Source organism: Sedimentibacter sp. LTW-03, assembly GCF_052059825.1.
In the GTDB taxonomy this organism is placed as follows: Bacteria; Bacillota; Clostridia; order Tissierellales; family Sedimentibacteraceae; genus Sedimentibacter.
This window is the reverse complement of record NZ_CP197180.1, coordinates 2,867,591-2,883,208: the sequence shown is the minus strand read 5'-3', so window position 1 is coordinate 2,883,208 and position 15,618 is coordinate 2,867,591. Positions and strand designations below refer to the sequence as shown.

The 15,618-nt window shown below is 31.3% G+C and carries 20 protein-coding genes; all 20 read right to left on the bottom strand.

Annotated elements, in window-relative coordinates; translation table 11 throughout:
- Nucleotides 1–23: 23 nt before the first annotated feature.
- The 20 genes from ACS3UD_RS14110 to ACS3UD_RS14015 all read right to left on the bottom strand — a co-directional run bounded on the left by ACS3UD_RS14110 (nt 24) and on the right by ACS3UD_RS14015 (nt 15,552).
- Entirely contained in the window at nt 24–1,226 is a 1,203-nt protein-coding gene (locus tag ACS3UD_RS14110) for an S-layer homology domain-containing protein (RefSeq protein ID WP_440977656.1), read from the bottom strand.
- A gap of 211 nt (nt 1,227–1,437) precedes the next feature.
- The gene (locus tag ACS3UD_RS14105) at nt 1,438–1,524 is read right to left on the bottom strand and encodes a putative holin-like toxin (RefSeq protein WP_440977769.1); all 87 of its coding nucleotides are present in this window, start codon (nt 1,522–1,524) and stop codon (nt 1,438–1,440) included.
- 469 nt (nt 1,525–1,993) lie between these two features.
- Complete coding sequence (locus tag ACS3UD_RS14100) at nt 1,994–2,377, bottom strand: DUF3795 domain-containing protein (RefSeq protein ID WP_440977655.1); 384 nt, start codon at nt 2,375–2,377, stop codon at nt 1,994–1,996.
- A gap of 108 nt (nt 2,378–2,485) precedes the next feature.
- Nucleotides 2,486–3,199: a hypothetical protein gene (locus tag ACS3UD_RS14095; protein ID WP_440977654.1), complete on the bottom strand. Its 714-nt coding sequence runs from the start codon at nt 3,197–3,199 to the stop codon at nt 2,486–2,488.
- Between the two features lie 118 nt (nt 3,200–3,317).
- Nucleotides 3,318–4,772 (bottom strand): HEPN domain-containing protein, encoded by a 1,455-nt coding sequence (locus ACS3UD_RS14090; protein WP_440977653.1) that lies wholly within the window; start codon nt 4,770–4,772, stop codon nt 3,318–3,320.
- 224 nt (nt 4,773–4,996) lie between these two features.
- Nucleotides 4,997–5,485: an HD-GYP domain-containing protein gene (locus ACS3UD_RS14085; RefSeq protein ID WP_440977652.1), complete on the bottom strand. Its 489-nt coding sequence runs from the start codon at nt 5,483–5,485 to the stop codon at nt 4,997–4,999.
- Nucleotides 5,486–5,603: 118 nt separating this feature from the next.
- The gene (locus ACS3UD_RS14080) at nt 5,604–6,446 is read right to left on the bottom strand and encodes a hypothetical protein (protein WP_440977651.1); all 843 of its coding nucleotides are present in this window, start codon (nt 6,444–6,446) and stop codon (nt 5,604–5,606) included.
- Between the two features lie 19 nt (nt 6,447–6,465).
- A complete protein-coding gene (locus ACS3UD_RS14075) occupies nt 6,466–6,624 on the bottom strand; it encodes a hypothetical protein (RefSeq protein WP_440977650.1) in 159 nt (52 codons plus the stop codon).
- 49 nt (nt 6,625–6,673) lie between these two features.
- Complete coding sequence (locus tag ACS3UD_RS14070) at nt 6,674–7,183, bottom strand: hypothetical protein (protein WP_440977649.1); 510 nt, start codon at nt 7,181–7,183, stop codon at nt 6,674–6,676.
- On the bottom strand, nt 7,177–7,614 hold the full coding sequence (locus tag ACS3UD_RS14065; RefSeq protein ID WP_440977648.1) for a hypothetical protein: 438 nt from the start codon (nt 7,612–7,614) through the stop codon (nt 7,177–7,179). Before ACS3UD_RS14065 ends, ACS3UD_RS14070 begins: the two co-directional genes overlap by 7 nt.
- A 21-nt stretch (nt 7,615–7,635) precedes the next feature.
- Nucleotides 7,636–7,836, bottom strand: coding sequence for a hypothetical protein (locus tag ACS3UD_RS14060; protein ID WP_440977647.1), 201 nt, complete (start codon nt 7,834–7,836; stop codon nt 7,636–7,638).
- A gap of 23 nt (nt 7,837–7,859) precedes the next feature.
- On the bottom strand, nt 7,860–8,051 hold the full coding sequence (locus ACS3UD_RS14055) for a hypothetical protein (protein ID WP_440977646.1): 192 nt from the start codon (nt 8,049–8,051) through the stop codon (nt 7,860–7,862).
- 9 nt (nt 8,052–8,060) lie between these two features.
- Nucleotides 8,061–8,963: a hypothetical protein gene (locus tag ACS3UD_RS14050; RefSeq protein WP_440977645.1), complete on the bottom strand. Its 903-nt coding sequence runs from the start codon at nt 8,961–8,963 to the stop codon at nt 8,061–8,063.
- A 15-nt stretch (nt 8,964–8,978) separates the two neighbouring features.
- Complete coding sequence (locus ACS3UD_RS14045; protein ID WP_440977644.1) at nt 8,979–9,899, bottom strand: hypothetical protein; 921 nt, start codon at nt 9,897–9,899, stop codon at nt 8,979–8,981.
- A gap of 33 nt (nt 9,900–9,932) precedes the next feature.
- The gene (locus ACS3UD_RS14040) at nt 9,933–11,207 is read right to left on the bottom strand and encodes an ATPase, T2SS/T4P/T4SS family (protein WP_440977643.1); all 1,275 of its coding nucleotides are present in this window, start codon (nt 11,205–11,207) and stop codon (nt 9,933–9,935) included.
- The gene (locus ACS3UD_RS14035) at nt 11,200–11,940 is read right to left on the bottom strand and encodes an SAF domain-containing protein (RefSeq protein ID WP_440977642.1); all 741 of its coding nucleotides are present in this window, start codon (nt 11,938–11,940) and stop codon (nt 11,200–11,202) included. The genes ACS3UD_RS14040 and ACS3UD_RS14035 overlap by 8 nt, the downstream gene beginning before the upstream one ends.
- Nucleotides 11,937–13,514 (bottom strand): hypothetical protein, encoded by a 1,578-nt coding sequence (locus ACS3UD_RS14030; RefSeq protein ID WP_440977641.1) that lies wholly within the window; start codon nt 13,512–13,514, stop codon nt 11,937–11,939. The genes ACS3UD_RS14035 and ACS3UD_RS14030 overlap by 4 nt, the downstream gene beginning before the upstream one ends.
- A 1-nt stretch (nt 13,515) precedes the next feature.
- Nucleotides 13,516–14,532 carry a toprim domain-containing protein gene (locus ACS3UD_RS14025; RefSeq protein ID WP_440977640.1) on the bottom strand — a complete coding sequence of 339 codons (1,017 nt, stop codon included), beginning with the start codon at nt 14,530–14,532 and terminating at the stop codon, nt 13,516–13,518.
- A gap of 82 nt (nt 14,533–14,614) precedes the next feature.
- On the bottom strand, nt 14,615–15,373 hold the full coding sequence (locus tag ACS3UD_RS14020) for a Fic/DOC family protein (protein ID WP_440977639.1): 759 nt from the start codon (nt 15,371–15,373) through the stop codon (nt 14,615–14,617).
- Nucleotides 15,370–15,552 carry a hypothetical protein gene (locus ACS3UD_RS14015; protein WP_308139020.1) on the bottom strand — a complete coding sequence of 61 codons (183 nt, stop codon included), beginning with the start codon at nt 15,550–15,552 and terminating at the stop codon, nt 15,370–15,372. The genes ACS3UD_RS14020 and ACS3UD_RS14015 overlap by 4 nt, the downstream gene beginning before the upstream one ends.
- Between the last annotated feature and the right edge of the window lie 66 nt (nt 15,553–15,618).

Here is a 15,618-nt window from a genome sequence, read left to right as displayed (position 1 = left end):
ACTGCCCTACCTTTTGATTTCAGTTACTTTTTAAATGGGTTTTCAAACACTACTAAAACATCTTGAATTTTACTGTCATAACGGTTTTTATTTGAAAAAAAATCACCAGTATGTCTTGTAAATGCAATATAATCTGCTTTATATATACTTTCTTTTTCTTTAAGTCCTACAGTATAATGATCTCTTACATGAGACACCCTTTCAATAATCTCTCCATCTTTAATTAAAACACCAGTTGAAAAACCGTCTGAAGTCAATTCATCACTATATATGCAATTATAAGTCACTTCTCCAAAATTAAAATCAACTATATCTAATTTATAATTTGGCAATTTCATTTTTATAACCCCAATAACATTTACAGTGGCTTGATCTTCATTAGGGTTACTTACGAATTGGCTAAGTGAAATTAATTCCCAATTATCACTTTTTTTAGTAGTATACGGATAAACCTTTAAAGTCTCAATATTCTCAATCAACTCTTCATATGTCTCCGGGTCTTCATGCTTAGCAGCAGATTCCATTCCTTTAGGCAACTTCACTTCAAAATCCCTATCCTGCAAAGCCTCATTAACTCTATCAACAACATTATCTGGCTCTTCTTCCTGACTTTCTATAACCATCAGCATATTAATCAGCATTTGTGATGCCTCTGCTCTGGTAGCCTGTCCCTCAGGTCTAAAAGTCATATCTTCGTAGCCACGAATAACTTCATTTTCAGCAGCTATTACAACATATCCTTTGTCCTCATCTGAAATAGCCGAATCATCTGAAAATAATGTCATTTCACCAGCCTTGTTCTTAGCTTCGGCATCCATTCCTAGAGCTTTTACAACCATCTTTGCCATTTCAATTCTCGTAATGTTCTTATCGGGATTGAAAGTATCTCCATACTCAAGTCTGTCTATTATTTGATTTTCTACTGCTGTATTGACTATATTCTTAGCCCAATGTTCGTTAACATCAACAAATGGATTTCCTTCAACAATTTCAATTTTAAGTGCGGCTATAATAACTTTTGTAAATTCAGCTTTTGTAATATTGTTCTGCGGTTTAAATGTTCCGTCAGGATAGCCGTCTATTATTTCTTTCTCAACTATGCTTGCAAGTGTATTATAGTACCAGTCCGTTTCTTTTACATCTGTGAAGCTCTTTTGTGATGCATAGCATACTGAAAAAGAAAACAAAACAAGTATTACTGTAAGTATCGTAATTATTTTTTTCATTCCCTGCCCTCCTAATTTATCTGTATTTTTACTAAAATGTTTATAAGTAACTTTGTGATTCAAATATAGCTAATATTTGTATTTGCTATTGATTTTTAAGTATAAATGAGTTACAATATACATAAGATATGAATAGGCAGTCAGCCGAATTCGGCTGACCTGTAAAATACAACTTAATTTAAGCCGTAATTACTCTGTGTCAGCAGGGTAATTACTTTTTTTGGCTATCTTTTATGATTATCGCAACCAACATTGCAAATGCAATCATCAGTGTTAAAGTTTCATATACAGATAACATCAGGCATCACCACCTTTTGAAAGAGTTTTGCCTCCTTTCATTGAGATGGGTCAGCCGTACCCTGCTACTACCTATTCATATATATATTTTACCATATTTTCTATATTTTTTCAAGCGCTATTTTGAGATTTTTATTGATTTTTCAATGGTTACAAGCATTTTTCTTTCAGTATGCAGGCATTTTATTATGCAAGTTATCTACATATTTTCTGCCCAATATACAACCATGTCAGGAAAAGGACTCACAGCAAATTAATTAATTATTTTCAAGAAGCCTACCTCCTTTTCTTAAAAAAATGGCAGTACACTATATAAATAACGTACTACCTCATTCATAAATCTTAGAATTACTTTTTAAATGGATTTTCAAATACAACTAAAACATCTTGTATTTTACTGTCATAACGGTTTTTATTTGAAAAAAATCACCCGTATGCTTTGTAAATGCAACTATATAAGTTTTGCAATATCATTTTGTTTGCCTGAGTAATTGTATTACTTCATCTTCATTTGACAAATCATAATCACCTATAATACCTGATCTATGATACACAATTCCATCTTTTTGGTTCTGCTCTAAGTAACTAATGAACTTTAGAATGCCATCTTCTTTTATGCACCTTACAAAAGCTCTCATTTTAATTTTGTCTTTTGCAAGCATATCTTTTCCGCAAGGGAAATCAGAACATTCCCAGCATCCGTTGATTCCTTTTGTCGTACAGCAATTATACTGATAACAACCCTCTGGAGATAATCTTTTTCCACAATGGTTACCAGATTTGCAACTACATTTCCCCTCTATAGAGCAAAAGCTACATACCAATCCACAATACTCTATTGAATTTTCATTCATTATTAATTACCTCGTAAAATATAAATTTTTTAAAATAAAGTTGTTATAAACATAATGGGTAGTTGATACTAAAGAATTATCAAAATCTATTGTCGCAATCACCACTATTTATCTCTGCTCGAGAAATCCCGGATATCCACATTCAATATCAATGTGTCCGTGATTTTCTATTATCATATACTCCTGTATATATTCATTTCTCATTGCGTCTATATACTGAATTCCAAAACACAATCCCTTCGCCAAATCATTCGGATCTGCCATGAATAAAAGGTATTCTGCCTCGCTCACTGAAATCACCTTATTGTAGGCCATTCCTCCAAAATTAAATCCTGTATGAACAACCAATGTCTTGGCAAATCCATTTCCAATATTCTTTATAGTGACTTTGATCTTTTTTGTGGCTTTCTTTTCATCAGATTTTGGGCCGAGCTCAAATCCACTTGCAATATCTTTATTAGCTCCCACAGTCACAAGTAAAAATGGCTGGATTGCGGCCTTTTCTTTCTGCTCATCAGATTCTTTATAATATCTGATTGTAAAAAAAACTCCAAAAAATGCAAACACTCCAGAAATTGCTCCGCCAATAATTCCTCCCCAATACGAGGCCAACGAGCCAATCCATGTAGAATCAATCGTATCGTTGATAGCCAAACAGACAATATGATTCCGCATCAATATCTCGAACCCAACGGCTAATAATGCTGCAATCACGATAAATAAACAGAGGAATAGAATAATATGCTTTGTTATTCTATTTTTGATCCGTTTCTCTTTTCCGGGATTATATAGTAATCCGAATCTTTTTATCTTTATTTTCATAATATCATCAACTCCAAGAACTACTTTCCCATAATTGCTATGATGTGCTTTCCAAATTATAACCATAATGGGCAATTTGGTTTTGTAGAGAATAGGCTTAAGATCAACCACACAAACTTTAGTTTGTTTCACTCAAGTTAGATGATCTTGGAATATCTTCACTCAATTTTTCAATTTCTTTTGACTTTTTAATTAAAGACAATGTTTGAGAAACATTTCCCCATCTTTCATTTAACTTTTCTTTAATTCGTATAGTATCTGAAAATCCAAGTTCTAACAAAAGGTAATATTCAAGCATATATAACAAAGTCCTATTATATATAGATATTTCTTCTTCAGTTAATACTCTTCCGTTTGCTTTTATTCCTTCATCATAGTGTATATAATAATTTCTTGTTTTTGCAATTACATTCGGAAAATCCAGATGCTCAATATCTCCTGTATCAAAATATACTTCAAATTTTGCTAGTAATAAATCCGCTAATCTACTTTCTAAAGTGATAAATTTGTGAGAGTTTGCCATAAGAAATGCCGTGTCGCCTTGTACAAATCCTTCTGGTCGTTTTTTCAAAATTACTAACTTTATCCTTTTTTTAAATTCTTCAATATTATTGGTTATAAAACGTGAATGATATGTTTCCAAAGCTTGTACAACATTTAGAAATATTCTAATGACAGACATTTCTGTTGATTTTAATATTTCTAAATATAAATCAACAACTGGTTCAAGAAGTTCATATTTGGAGAAATAATTTACGAAACTATTATTTGCGATTAGCTCGGAAAGTGCGATTGACTTCCATGCATTTTGCCTATTTTCTCTGGTTTCCTCATTTTTCTTTAAATCACAACTAATAATGTCAATTGCTATATCAAATCTTTTTTCACCATACACAGTATAATTATCTGCAGACCACCCTGTTAATTTATTTAAATGTATATTTTTTAATGTGGACAGTTCTATTAATCGTTTGGTTCTTATGAAGATGTCTTCAAATTCTTCAATTGATTCATCTTTCTTAAAAGAAATTTCTATATTACCACTTTGCTTTAAGATAATTTCTTCTTTTAAAACCTCAGTAAAATGGACTGGCAACATCTTGCTATCCACAACATATTTCACACTAATTTTCTCATTCTCAAATAGGGTTCTTGCTATGTCATCATTTTGCAAAAGTTCATAATTTTCACCCACAGCATACCCTGATATATTTCCCCATTCAATAATATTCGACAGTTCAAAAACCACTTTATATAATTTGACGCAATTGCAGCCTTTTCCACCAACACCTTTAAACATATACTGAGAAAGATAAGTATAAACACTTTTTCCTTCTGATATTAAATTTTCTATTTTATTTCTAGCGCAATTCACTAATGAGAATTTATATCCTGTGTTAAGTTCTCCGCTTAAAAACTCAATACTAAATGGTAATTCTAAAAAGCTAGCTAAGGATTTATTTACGCTAATTTTAATTAGAATTCCGCCTTGATTTTCATCGATATAAAGATCACATTGGTATTCATTTTGATTATAAACTACTATTCCACTTCCTCTATAATTTAAGTTCATACTTCACCTCATGAATTTTACATTTTTTGCTTGAGCGTATTATGTAAAAAAGCTTTTCTCAATTTAGTTTCTTAATAGTATCAAGCTGTCACTTTTCAAACTGTGTATTATGGTGCTTATAACATATCATTTGAGTTACGCATTATTGCTATAATGCGTATTTGTATCCATCGGTTTCACCTCTCATTATAATACAATTTCTATATTTTTACAATATTTGCTATTTAATTTGATATGTCTGTGAAGATGTTATTTTCTCTTGTCATTATCTCTATTGCCTGATGTCTGGTGTACCTTTTTCTATAAGATCTGTTTGAAGTCAAAGCATCATAAATGTCTGCGCTTCTAAGTATTTTTGCTTCAATACAAATTTCACTTTTTTCTAACCCATTAGGATAGCCTGACCCATCTTCTAGCTCATGGTGTTGCTCTATGATTACAATTATTCTTTCAGGAATTTTATACTTGCGTAGCAATTCCACACCCAAAACTACATGCTGCTTTATATACTCAAATTCTTCGAATGTCAATTTTTCTTTTTTATTCAGTATGCTCTGATCTAGCTTTATTTTTCCTATATCATGGAATAGCCCAGCAATAAACAAATTTTTACACTGACCAATAGACAACTTAAATTTATACGCCAAGGCGCATGAAAGAACAGCAACTTTAGCACTGTGTTTAATCAGTCTAATATTATTTATTATCTGCATTTATCTACCTCCTTTGAGCATAAAAAAAGATGCTTCTATTTCTATTAGCATCTTATATCAAAATATATTTATTTTTTATTGGCAAAACAACTATGTATTATAGCTTTTAGAAATTAATTTATATGTCTACCTTCTCTTTTGTATTTATTACTTTATAACCTACTTGTACGCTAATCAAATGCTTCTGAGGTATAATATAAGTCCCTATGTCCCCTGGATAAAAAATAATTATAACATCATTTTCAATTTTAAAACCGTATGAATCTTTTATATAAATATTGCAATAACAATTGCTCATTTTTTTATAATCTAATTTTATTGTTGTATTTGGAATAATATAATATTTATTTTTATAAAGTGTATATTGAAATGTTATTACGATTATTAATATTGTATAGAGTAAAACCTCAAATAAAAAAATTAGTCTAATATATAAATTGTCCGAAAATATAATACCAATCGGCATCATAATCAAAAAATTAAACATTATAATACTAAATTTAATATTTTTGCTATCTTCTCCTAGTAAAATCTTATTTGCACAATCTTGATTTATGTATTTGCATATTTCTCTTAATTTTTTTAAAATAAAATACTTTTTGCTATCTTGAAATACAAATACCGCTATAGAAAATATAATATACCATTCTATAATTAGAAAATTAGAAACTTTGTCCCAGATAAGATTACATATTAAGGTCCAGAGTAAAATTGAAGTAGACGGTATAAAAAGCATACTTATCATTTTATGCTTCAAAACAATATATTTATACTCCGGAATTTTATATTTTTGAATTTTAGCACTACTGAATAAATCAAATGTACCTTTCTTTATATAAGAATATCCTGTCATTACGCTTACAACTATACCTATAACTCCCCCGACTATCGCGACGGACGTATTGATTACATTTATATCAATCATGACAACATCACTCATTTCATATAATACTTTTAACATTAATCTACATTATTTGCTATCATTTGTCAATTTTATTACCATGTACAAGAACTATAATAAACACGGCAATTATAACGACAATGTGTATTATTATCATAGTTAATTCTAATTTTGTTAATCCTGCCACTATTTGCTCTTCAGAAAAAAATCCGGATGATACTTTTATTGCAAATTTCATACCGACTCCTTAATTTGTAATATTTTATAAAACCTAAACTGCTCGATATTCATTCATATACACTTGTCAGCTGGCTACTTGACAGCTTATTTACCCGAATATCCGTTATTAAAAAGGTGCTTTTTATTTTAAACTCTATGGTTGCAACCACACTGGGATTTTCTATGTTATATGTCTGATTTATAACAGCCGATGTATATGATGACGGTGTTTCATTTATAACCTTAAATTCTCTAATCACAGGTTTATCGTACAATAAGCTGTTTTCTTCTGGCTGCATTGTTGTTTTATCCAGTCCAAGGTTTTCCGCCAAAATAATTTTAAATGTTTCTTCCGCCTTATCTTTATCAATTTTAAACATACCTGAAGCCAACTCATTACTGTCATCTATTTGAAGAGCTGCCGCCTTAACTGCTCTGTTCATGGTATATTTTATTTTTTTGGTTTTCACATACAAATTACCATAATCTATTACCAAAGTTGAAATGCCTATAAATATAAAAATAAAAATTATTAACCATATAAAGGTACTACCTTTGTTATTAAGCTTCTTTACCATTTTTCACTCATTCCTTGTATTTTCACCCCTATATAATATTTACTCTCCCCGCCTGCTTTAAAATTTACATAATAAAAGGGGTGGGGTTTATTATACAAAACCCTCACCTCTATCATTTTACCTCTTATTTCATATGTGCTGTTGTCATTGTCTCTGGATGAAGACGGAGCTATATTTATTTCTAAACTGTCTTCTTCAAATCCATAACTAGTAAGTTCAGATTTTAATTTTTGCTGAAGTTCAACCGTATATTGCCCTTCAACCAACGCCTGATCAAATGATTTATTGACAATTGTAGTCATTTTATTTATATCAAGCAAGAAAGAGCCTCCAAAAATTATATAAACAAAAAACCACAGTAATACCGGAGCAACCACTATAAACCCAACGATATTACTGTCACCCTTTTCGTTTTTTATATATTTCAACATATTAAACTCCAATCTTTCATTTTATTTACCTTCGGTAATAAGAGAATCCAAATCTCCAAGCCTGTCAATAGACTTGTCTCCCTGATCTGAGATTTTATTGCTCATATCCGGCATAACAGCTATAGCTATAGCAACAACCGCAACAATAACAATCACCCATTGCAAAATGTCTCCTTTCTGGTTTTTAATAAGCTTTCTAACTGATTTAATTGATTTTTTCATTTTTATCTCCTTTTAATTTTATATTATTCTAATTCAACTATTGTATCAGTTGAATTAAACACATTTATTATCTTATTGCTTCGGCTATCTGCCGTCTGATTGAAATGAGGAATCAATACGGCTGCGATGGCTACCGTTACCGATATGACTACTATATATCCGATTATTGATGCACCCTTTTCATTCCTGATAAATACTAAAATTCTTTTCAGCATTTGTTCCTCCTAAATAGGCACATTATCAAGCATTTTCATTGAATAGACCAGGAACGGATACCCTGCTATAAATGCAAATGCCAATAACGGAATAATTAGAAGCAATGTACTTATAATTGACTTCATTGAATTCTTTTTTACCCTGTTTAATTCCTTCAGTTCCTTAGTCAGTTTTCTGTGGTTTTTCAGAAATATTATACTTACCTCTCTGTCATGAACAAGAGCCTGTTCCAACGCTCTTATTGTTTTTTCAAAACCTTTATTGGAAGTGCCTTCTCTTACATTTCTCAAAGCTAAATTAGGATCCTTTGAATAAGTATTTACTGCCTTTCGCAAAATACTTTTAAACATTTTTGACCTATCCATAAGACTCACCAAAATCTGCTTAATCGGTTTTCCTGCCTTAATCATCATTAAAGTGTATGTTTGAAGCATAATAACCTCATTTTCCTCCATCAGCGATTTTACAGAAACAATAAGTTTAAGTATTCGTCGAGGCAGTATAATCATTATTATCATTGTGATTACAATAATTTTGTAATTAAAACTTACATCCAACAATGAAGGATCATCAAGTATCTTTGCAGCTTCCTTTAATTCCTCCATATTTGATATAAGGTTAAATTTATATATTAGCTCAAAGATCAGGACGACTGCTACTGCAATCAATACAGAAACAAAGGAAAGCGCATTAAAAAATTCCGGTTTTATACCTATACCTAGATGTGTCAGATCTTCCTGAAGTAATCTGTATGACCTTCCTTCCCTATTTTTTTTGAACAGCCTTGTCTTAGACAGCCTTTCTATCTTTTCCCTGAAACTTGTTTTTCTTCTAAGCGTCCTGTTATTTCTGTAATCAAAAAAAAACATTATTAAAGCTGTACCCGCAAGTACAGCACTCTCAACGACCATTTATTTCACCACCTTTTATATATATTTTAAAATTTTCAGCACGGCCAGCCCTAAAATAAAGCTGCATATCCAGAAAATAAGTCCAAAATTCCCCACCGGAGTATACAGGTAGATATATTTTGAAATCGGTACTACCTTAAGACTGAATATCAATCCTACTACAGTCGCAACATTTAAAATCACAAATATAAGCTTTGTCCCGACTATCGCGGTTTCTGTCTCCATTTCCGCCTTAATTTCCTCGTTGGCAAGTTCATTAAGGTATATTAAATCCTCGCTTATATCTCCCGCCCCTTCGTAACTAAGCAACAACAGTTCGGCAAATGCATATCCCCAGACAAAATCCAATCCTTCAGCAAAATCGTTTATTATTGTAATATAGTTACTCTCGCTCGCATATCTTCTTGCAAGTGTTTCAAATACTCTTGAAATTTCATGCGGCATTTTGCCATAGCAATTATTCAGAGCATTTTTGATATTCCTGCATGAGACATATTCGTCAGTAAACAGTTGTATAGCAATCGGGAAATGAGCATATATCTTATTCAATTTATTACCTATGTAAATATTGGCGCAATATATCATTAAAAAGATGCTTACAAGAAATACCGCCAATCCTACATACCATATAGTAAAGAAATACAAAAAAACCATACTGAAAAAGAATGATATCAAAACCGAATTTAAAATAAATTTATCAATATTATTTTCATTCTGTTCCTTTTCAAAATGGTTTATTAAGGTCATTTTATTAGCATATTTTGTTTTTACTAGTCTCAGAAAATTATTCTTATTTATAAACACACCAATTTTTACCGAGAAATAATTTCCGTTAAATTTTTTCGAAACGGGTCTAAAACGATAGCCTCTATTTTTATCTATATTTTGAATAATATCTACCGCCACAAGGCTTAGTGCAATAAATAAAAGGATCAAATAAATATTCCTGATAATAACACACCCTCTTTCTTAAAAAATTCTATTTATTTCACTCATTTTTACACCGTATGAATTCAGCTTGCATTTAAGTTTATCAGATATTGTCCCTTTTCTTACATGCTTTCCGGTATCACATGGGTTCTCCTCGTCTATTTCAAACTCAAATATAGGAACAGCTTTATAACTTACCGTTTCATCATTTACAACTATTTCGTAAATTCCTGCCAATGTTCTTTTCCTGTTTGCAAGTTTTCTAAATTTTACAACAATATCAATTGCTCTTGAAATTCTGTATTTTAATGCCTTTAAATCCACAGCCTTTCCGGATTCAAGAATCATATCGGCAAAATCATCTATAACTTCTATGGGCCCCATGCTATGTGCTGTTCCAAGACTGCCAGAGTGTCCTCTTGACATAGCCTTAATTAATTCGTTGGTTTCATAACTTCTGCATTCTCCAACAAGTATTACATCAACATTTTGTCTTAACATTGCAGTAAATAAATCAGCCAGGGGATACTCCGGCAACCTTTCTTCAAGCTGTATAAAGTGCTTATGAGGGTACAGGATATCGAAATTACATTCTAAATTGGTCTCGATAGAACCTATGATAAGACTGTCAGGGAAGAACTGAACAAGCCATTTTAGAAATGTTGTCTTGCCGCTTCCCATCTCTCCTATTACAACTATGTTTGCCCTGCCTTTTACAAGAGTGCTGAAGATGTCGATTTCTTCCTGAATAAGCGTTCCTGATTTAAGCATATTTTCGCTAGTCGGTATGAAGCTTTCAAATTTTCTTATGTTGAGATATGGCATTTTACCCACAGGTTCAATAACAGCCTGAATCCTTGCCCCATCCATTCTCTTGGCGGAAACAACAGCATTTCTTATATTTAAATCTTTCGTTCTGTCAAATTCAAGCACTCTTCTCATTACAGCTATTACTTCACTATAATCTTTAAACTTTTCCTCAGCCTCTATTATGTGGTTGTTTTTTTGTATGAGTATCTTTGTGCCTTCAACCATTATTTCATCAACATCCGGCGTATCATATTTTTCCAGTATTCCCAATCCCCATCTTTCCGCATAAATTTCTTCAGCGAGATTTTCTCCTTCGGAGCTTTCAATATCTACCTTTTCATCGACAAGATACTGTCTGATAAGTTTTTTTACATAATTCTTTGCTTCAATATCTCCAGCTGAGCAATTTATCAGTCTTTCAGTATGTAGCCTTCTTTCTGCTTCGGTGCCGTCCTTGTTTACTATAAGGTTGTAAATTTTATCTTTTATTTCCGCTTTATTCAACTGTATCACCCTCTTTTAAAATATCCGAAACCACATTATAAAATTTTTCCCGCCCGTATCTGGATACTCTTATAACGGATTGACCGCTGCTTATATTGTAAAATTGTTTTAATTCTGCATCGTTCAGTTGAATTGTTATATATTCCGGTATGAAGGCATCGGATGTGTCTTTCCCTTCCACAAATTCAATATTTTTTGAAGTATTTGAATATTCTTTATCGTATACTTTGATAACTTTCATCCTGTCCATAAACTTATACGGTTCCAAATCAGGTTCATCCTCTTTTCCCTGGGAGGAGGCTTCAATCCATATATCAATGTAATCTCCTTCCTGAAGCTTCAATGCTTTGTCCACATCTGTCAGTTTTATTACTGTTTGCGTCTGAATTTCATCATTCATGTAGCTTTTATTTTCAACTAGCCTGCCCATGTTTATCTCTTCCCCCTTATATAAGGGCACAATTGTTCTCTTCCCCACTATTTCATCATATTTTACTGCAATGTTATCTGAATCGTTTATATTTTCAATATATCTTTTTTCCACAGTAAGCATTTCCTTATTAATTACAGTATTTTCAGGAACATAATCAGCCGCAACAATTACATCTATTGTTTCTATGGAAACTGCATGTTCTTTTACATTTATCTCTTCATAATAATAAATAATGCCTGCTATTATAATTAAAAACATTGCAAGCATTGTCAGTTTACTGAATTTTAGTTTTAATCTCACTTTTTCCTCCATTTAAATATCTTAAGTCCTCTTTTTTCCCTTTTTCTCTCGTATTCCAATATGTTTGCCGAGTCAAGAATTTTTGATAAGCTATAATGAAAAGCCTCAGACTTTTCGAATTGATATGCAGTCTGATTTGAATAATAAGCAGCATATAATGTTTCAGGAGAAATAAACGGAATACACGAGGATAATTTAACCTGTAAATACTTCTCAATATCTCTTTTATTTAAATCCTTAATATATTTATTCAAGACATAAATTACATTAACGTTCTTTTCTTCAAGTTCCTTGACAGACTTTATTCTTTCTTCAGCCTGCAATAATTTATAGGGAATAGGATCAATTACAATTATGGCAACATCAATAATATTGAACAAGAAATTTATGTTTTCATCTAATGTCACGCTACCAATATCATATATATTTACATTACTCTCTTTACTTATTGAGCTGATAAAATCAATGCTGTCTTCTTTGTCCCAATTACATGTTTTTTTGTTGTTATTAACATAGAACCTTACACCATTTTTAATAAATTTTTTTTCAGAAAATTCATAATCGTCACAAACTATATTAAAAATATCAGCTTTCATTTTTTTATTAGGTATTTCAATTACAGAAGAATCAACTTTTTTATCCTTTAACATATAAGCAATGTTTAATGATATGAAAGTTGAACCGGCTCCTTGAGATAAATTAATTACCGCAATATTATTTTTTGCCTTAATAAATTTATATTCCTTAATTACCTTTATCTCCGGCTCCGGGATGCTATCAGGTAAAACTTCATCATTCTTTTTATCATAGCTCTTTTTTATTTCATAAGTAATATTTAACTGCTCAAGATTAATTAACCGGAATATTTCGTTATGCAGTTCCCTAAGCTCATTAATAACAGTTGATTTTTTCTTGAATTCATTGGCTATATAACTGTACACTTCCTGTTCATAAACAGCCTGATTTACTTTATCGTCACGACTTATTTTATAGACCTGAACCGGAACCATAGCTTGTATCTTATTTACACTCAATTCATTTTTCTCATTATGGACTGAGCTTAAAAAAATTACTTTTTTATTTTTAAAGATACTAATGTCAAGCATTTCATACACAAACTTATCTTGTGGAACACATACAACTACTAAGTCAGATATTCCAATAAGCCTATTTAAATCCGAACCTTCACCTGTAACTGAATCGATTAATATATAGTCATATGCGATTGCTAGTATTTCAGTCATTTTCATTATTCTTCTTGATACTATTTCTCTTTCTTTTCCGGTTCCTAAAATATCAAGATTTTCAGATAGTTTATGTGTATATGCTAATACATCCTCTTTAAAGCTTACATTGTTTGTTTCGCTTAACAGCAATAAATCTTTACCGCCGTTTCTGATAGTGTTGGAAGTCAAATAATCAGCAGCATCTGCGTTTTCATTTAGACTATATACTACTGCCTTTTCAGTTTCGCCCATAACGTGTGATAAATATGAAGCATATAAGGCAACATTGGTGCTGCATCCGCCCTGGCGTTTCACCGGAGACCAGAAAAGAATAATTTTAGAATTCATATTACATTGACCTTTCAACTGTATTTTTATTTCTTTTTTCAGAAGGCATGTTTTTATTAGTCATTCTGTTTTTTTTAATGTTGCTGTCCAAATCGCTCACTGTCTTCTGCTGTTTCTCAAGAAATTCAAATGCAGCGACCAAATCTTCATTTAAATCTTTGCTCTTTGACAATATTCTTTTTATAATATAGCCTCGATCAGAATATTTTTTTCTTATTTTTTCGGTAGCATCTATACCCGCTTTATCATTATCAAGACATGAAATAATTGTTTTTATATTAGGATTATCTTTTAAAAATTGTTCAAGCTTTACATCAGCAACACATCCAAGAGAAATTCTGTTATGATCTTTATAATTGCCACCTTGTATTTTTATCATTGTGGCATGACTCATGGCATCAATAATTGACTCATATATGTATACCTTTGAGCTTTCCGAAGAAGAACATAATTCAACGCCATAAGCCTTATCAGATCCTTCCTGCTCGCCTTTAAACTTTTTATATGTATTTGTCCCAACTTTAAGGCAGTACTTTACTTCTCCATTGGAATCCTTCCCAAGAAAAACACAGTTGTTGTATTGTTTTTCCTGATACAATTTACTATCATTTATCATATCCTGAATTATAGAAGGGTCTATTCTACGTGTTTTAGAAAGATAGGCAAATAGCCTTCTGTAGTTATCCGCTTTTTCCGGAAGCTGAGATATGTCCTTTTTAGGTTTTTGTTGGCTTTTTTCCGGAAAGTATTCTTTTACTTTTTCTTTTCCCTTCTCTCCAATTAATATCTCCATTGCATCTTTAAAGCTCTTTCCTTCATACTTTGTAACAAAATCTAAGGTATCTCCTCCTATATCTCTTGAAAACCACTTCCATTTATTATTACTAATCACTAAACTGTCATGCTCTTTCAGCCGGTATTCATTGGCTGCCGACTGGATAAGAGAATATCCTCTCTGTCTTACATAATCTAATAAATCCATGTTCTTTGCCTTATTTATTTGATATTGTTTATACATAAGATTTTCTCCTCTCTTTTTACGCAATAAAAAAACAGCAGTATTTTTACTGCTGCAAAAAACTGTTCCATTGGAACAAAAGTTATCTCTCTAAATCCTTATTGAGTTTTCTACTGTTTATTTTATTGTTCTTTATTGAATTACTCCTATAACATTCTATTTCCTTTTTCATACTTCCTATAGTTTTTTTATTAGCACTTATAACCGATTCCATACCAATAGATAATATGAATTCCTTTCGCTCTTCATAAGAAATAGGGCTTGTTATCTTTTCAAACATATTTATATATTCTTCATGCCCGTTATTAAATGCAAGGCTGCTTAATTCTATCATCCTTTTTTGTGATATATTTTCAAAGTTCAATTCATAACCTGCTACTTTTGCCAAATATGACATGAATACCCTCTGAACACGGCCGTTACCCTCTCTGAAAGGATGAAGTGCATTTATTTCACTCATATAAAAAGAAAACCTATCACATACAAAATTTTTATCAATATTTGTAAAATAGTTTTCTTTCCGTAATTTCTCAAACAAATAGTTGCCGTAACTATCTATATTTTCATACAAGCAAAACATATTGCCCTTAGATATATTGACACTTCTGATTTGTCCTGCCCAACTATAAATATCCTTAAAAATATGATAATGTATTTTCCTAAGGTGTTCGAAATCAAGGACTCCTTTTACAGGCATTGATCTTACTTTGGCAAGATTAACAGATGTAATGTCACGCTCAGCATTATATAAAATAGTCGCATTGGTAATATTTAGCTTATTCTTCAGTACATTTGTACCCTTATAACAATATTTATCATCAATATCATATTCTTCATTCATATTGCATTACCTTTGTCCTTATATTTATCGATAAGCATCTTTACTGTTTCATCAAATTCGGCTCTGCCTGACAAACATTCCCTTATTTTTTCTTTATTATCTTCCGTAAGAGGCATACCTTCAAATGAAAAATCGGCACTCACATCATTCAATATTTTATCTATTCTTTTTTCATCCATGTCTCCACTCCTCATACATTATCTTTTGTTCCATTGGAACATATGTTATTATATTTTACCATATTT

Excerpts from the sequence above, each read along its gene's own strand:
- ACS3UD_RS14110 (WP_440977656.1), bottom strand. The coding sequence starts at position 1,226 with ATGAAAAAAATAATTACGATACTTACAGTAATACTTGTTTTGTTTTCT.
- ACS3UD_RS14105 (WP_440977769.1), bottom strand. The coding sequence starts at position 1,524 with ATGTTATCTGTATATGAAACTTTAACACTGATGATTGCATTTGCAATG.
- ACS3UD_RS14100 (WP_440977655.1), bottom strand. The coding sequence starts at position 2,377 with ATGAATGAAAATTCAATAGAGTATTGTGGATTGGTATGTAGCTTTTGC.
- ACS3UD_RS14095 (WP_440977654.1), bottom strand. The coding sequence starts at position 3,199 with ATGAAAATAAAGATAAAAAGATTCGGATTACTATATAATCCCGGAAAA.
- ACS3UD_RS14090 (WP_440977653.1), bottom strand. The coding sequence starts at position 4,772 with ATGAACTTAAATTATAGAGGAAGTGGAATAGTAGTTTATAATCAAAAT.
- ACS3UD_RS14085 (WP_440977652.1), bottom strand. The coding sequence starts at position 5,485 with ATGCAGATAATAAATAATATTAGACTGATTAAACACAGTGCTAAAGTT.
- ACS3UD_RS14080 (WP_440977651.1), bottom strand. The coding sequence starts at position 6,446 with ATGTTAAAAGTATTATATGAAATGAGTGATGTTGTCATGATTGATATA.
- ACS3UD_RS14075 (WP_440977650.1), bottom strand. The coding sequence starts at position 6,624 with ATGAAATTTGCAATAAAAGTATCATCCGGATTTTTTTCTGAAGAGCAA.
- ACS3UD_RS14070 (WP_440977649.1), bottom strand. The coding sequence starts at position 7,183 with ATGGTAAAGAAGCTTAATAACAAAGGTAGTACCTTTATATGGTTAATA.
- ACS3UD_RS14065 (WP_440977648.1), bottom strand. The coding sequence starts at position 7,614 with ATGTTGAAATATATAAAAAACGAAAAGGGTGACAGTAATATCGTTGGG.
- ACS3UD_RS14060 (WP_440977647.1), bottom strand. The coding sequence starts at position 7,836 with ATGAAAAAATCAATTAAATCAGTTAGAAAGCTTATTAAAAACCAGAAA.
- ACS3UD_RS14055 (WP_440977646.1), bottom strand. The coding sequence starts at position 8,051 with ATGCTGAAAAGAATTTTAGTATTTATCAGGAATGAAAAGGGTGCATCA.
- ACS3UD_RS14050 (WP_440977645.1), bottom strand. The coding sequence starts at position 8,963 with ATGGTCGTTGAGAGTGCTGTACTTGCGGGTACAGCTTTAATAATGTTT.
- ACS3UD_RS14030 (WP_440977641.1), bottom strand. The coding sequence starts at position 13,514 with ATGAATTCTAAAATTATTCTTTTCTGGTCTCCGGTGAAACGCCAGGGC.
- ACS3UD_RS14025 (WP_440977640.1), bottom strand. The coding sequence starts at position 14,532 with ATGTATAAACAATATCAAATAAATAAGGCAAAGAACATGGATTTATTA.
- ACS3UD_RS14020 (WP_440977639.1), bottom strand. The coding sequence starts at position 15,373 with ATGAATGAAGAATATGATATTGATGATAAATATTGTTATAAGGGTACA.
- ACS3UD_RS14015 (WP_308139020.1), bottom strand. The coding sequence starts at position 15,552 with ATGGATGAAAAAAGAATAGATAAAATATTGAATGATGTGAGTGCCGAT.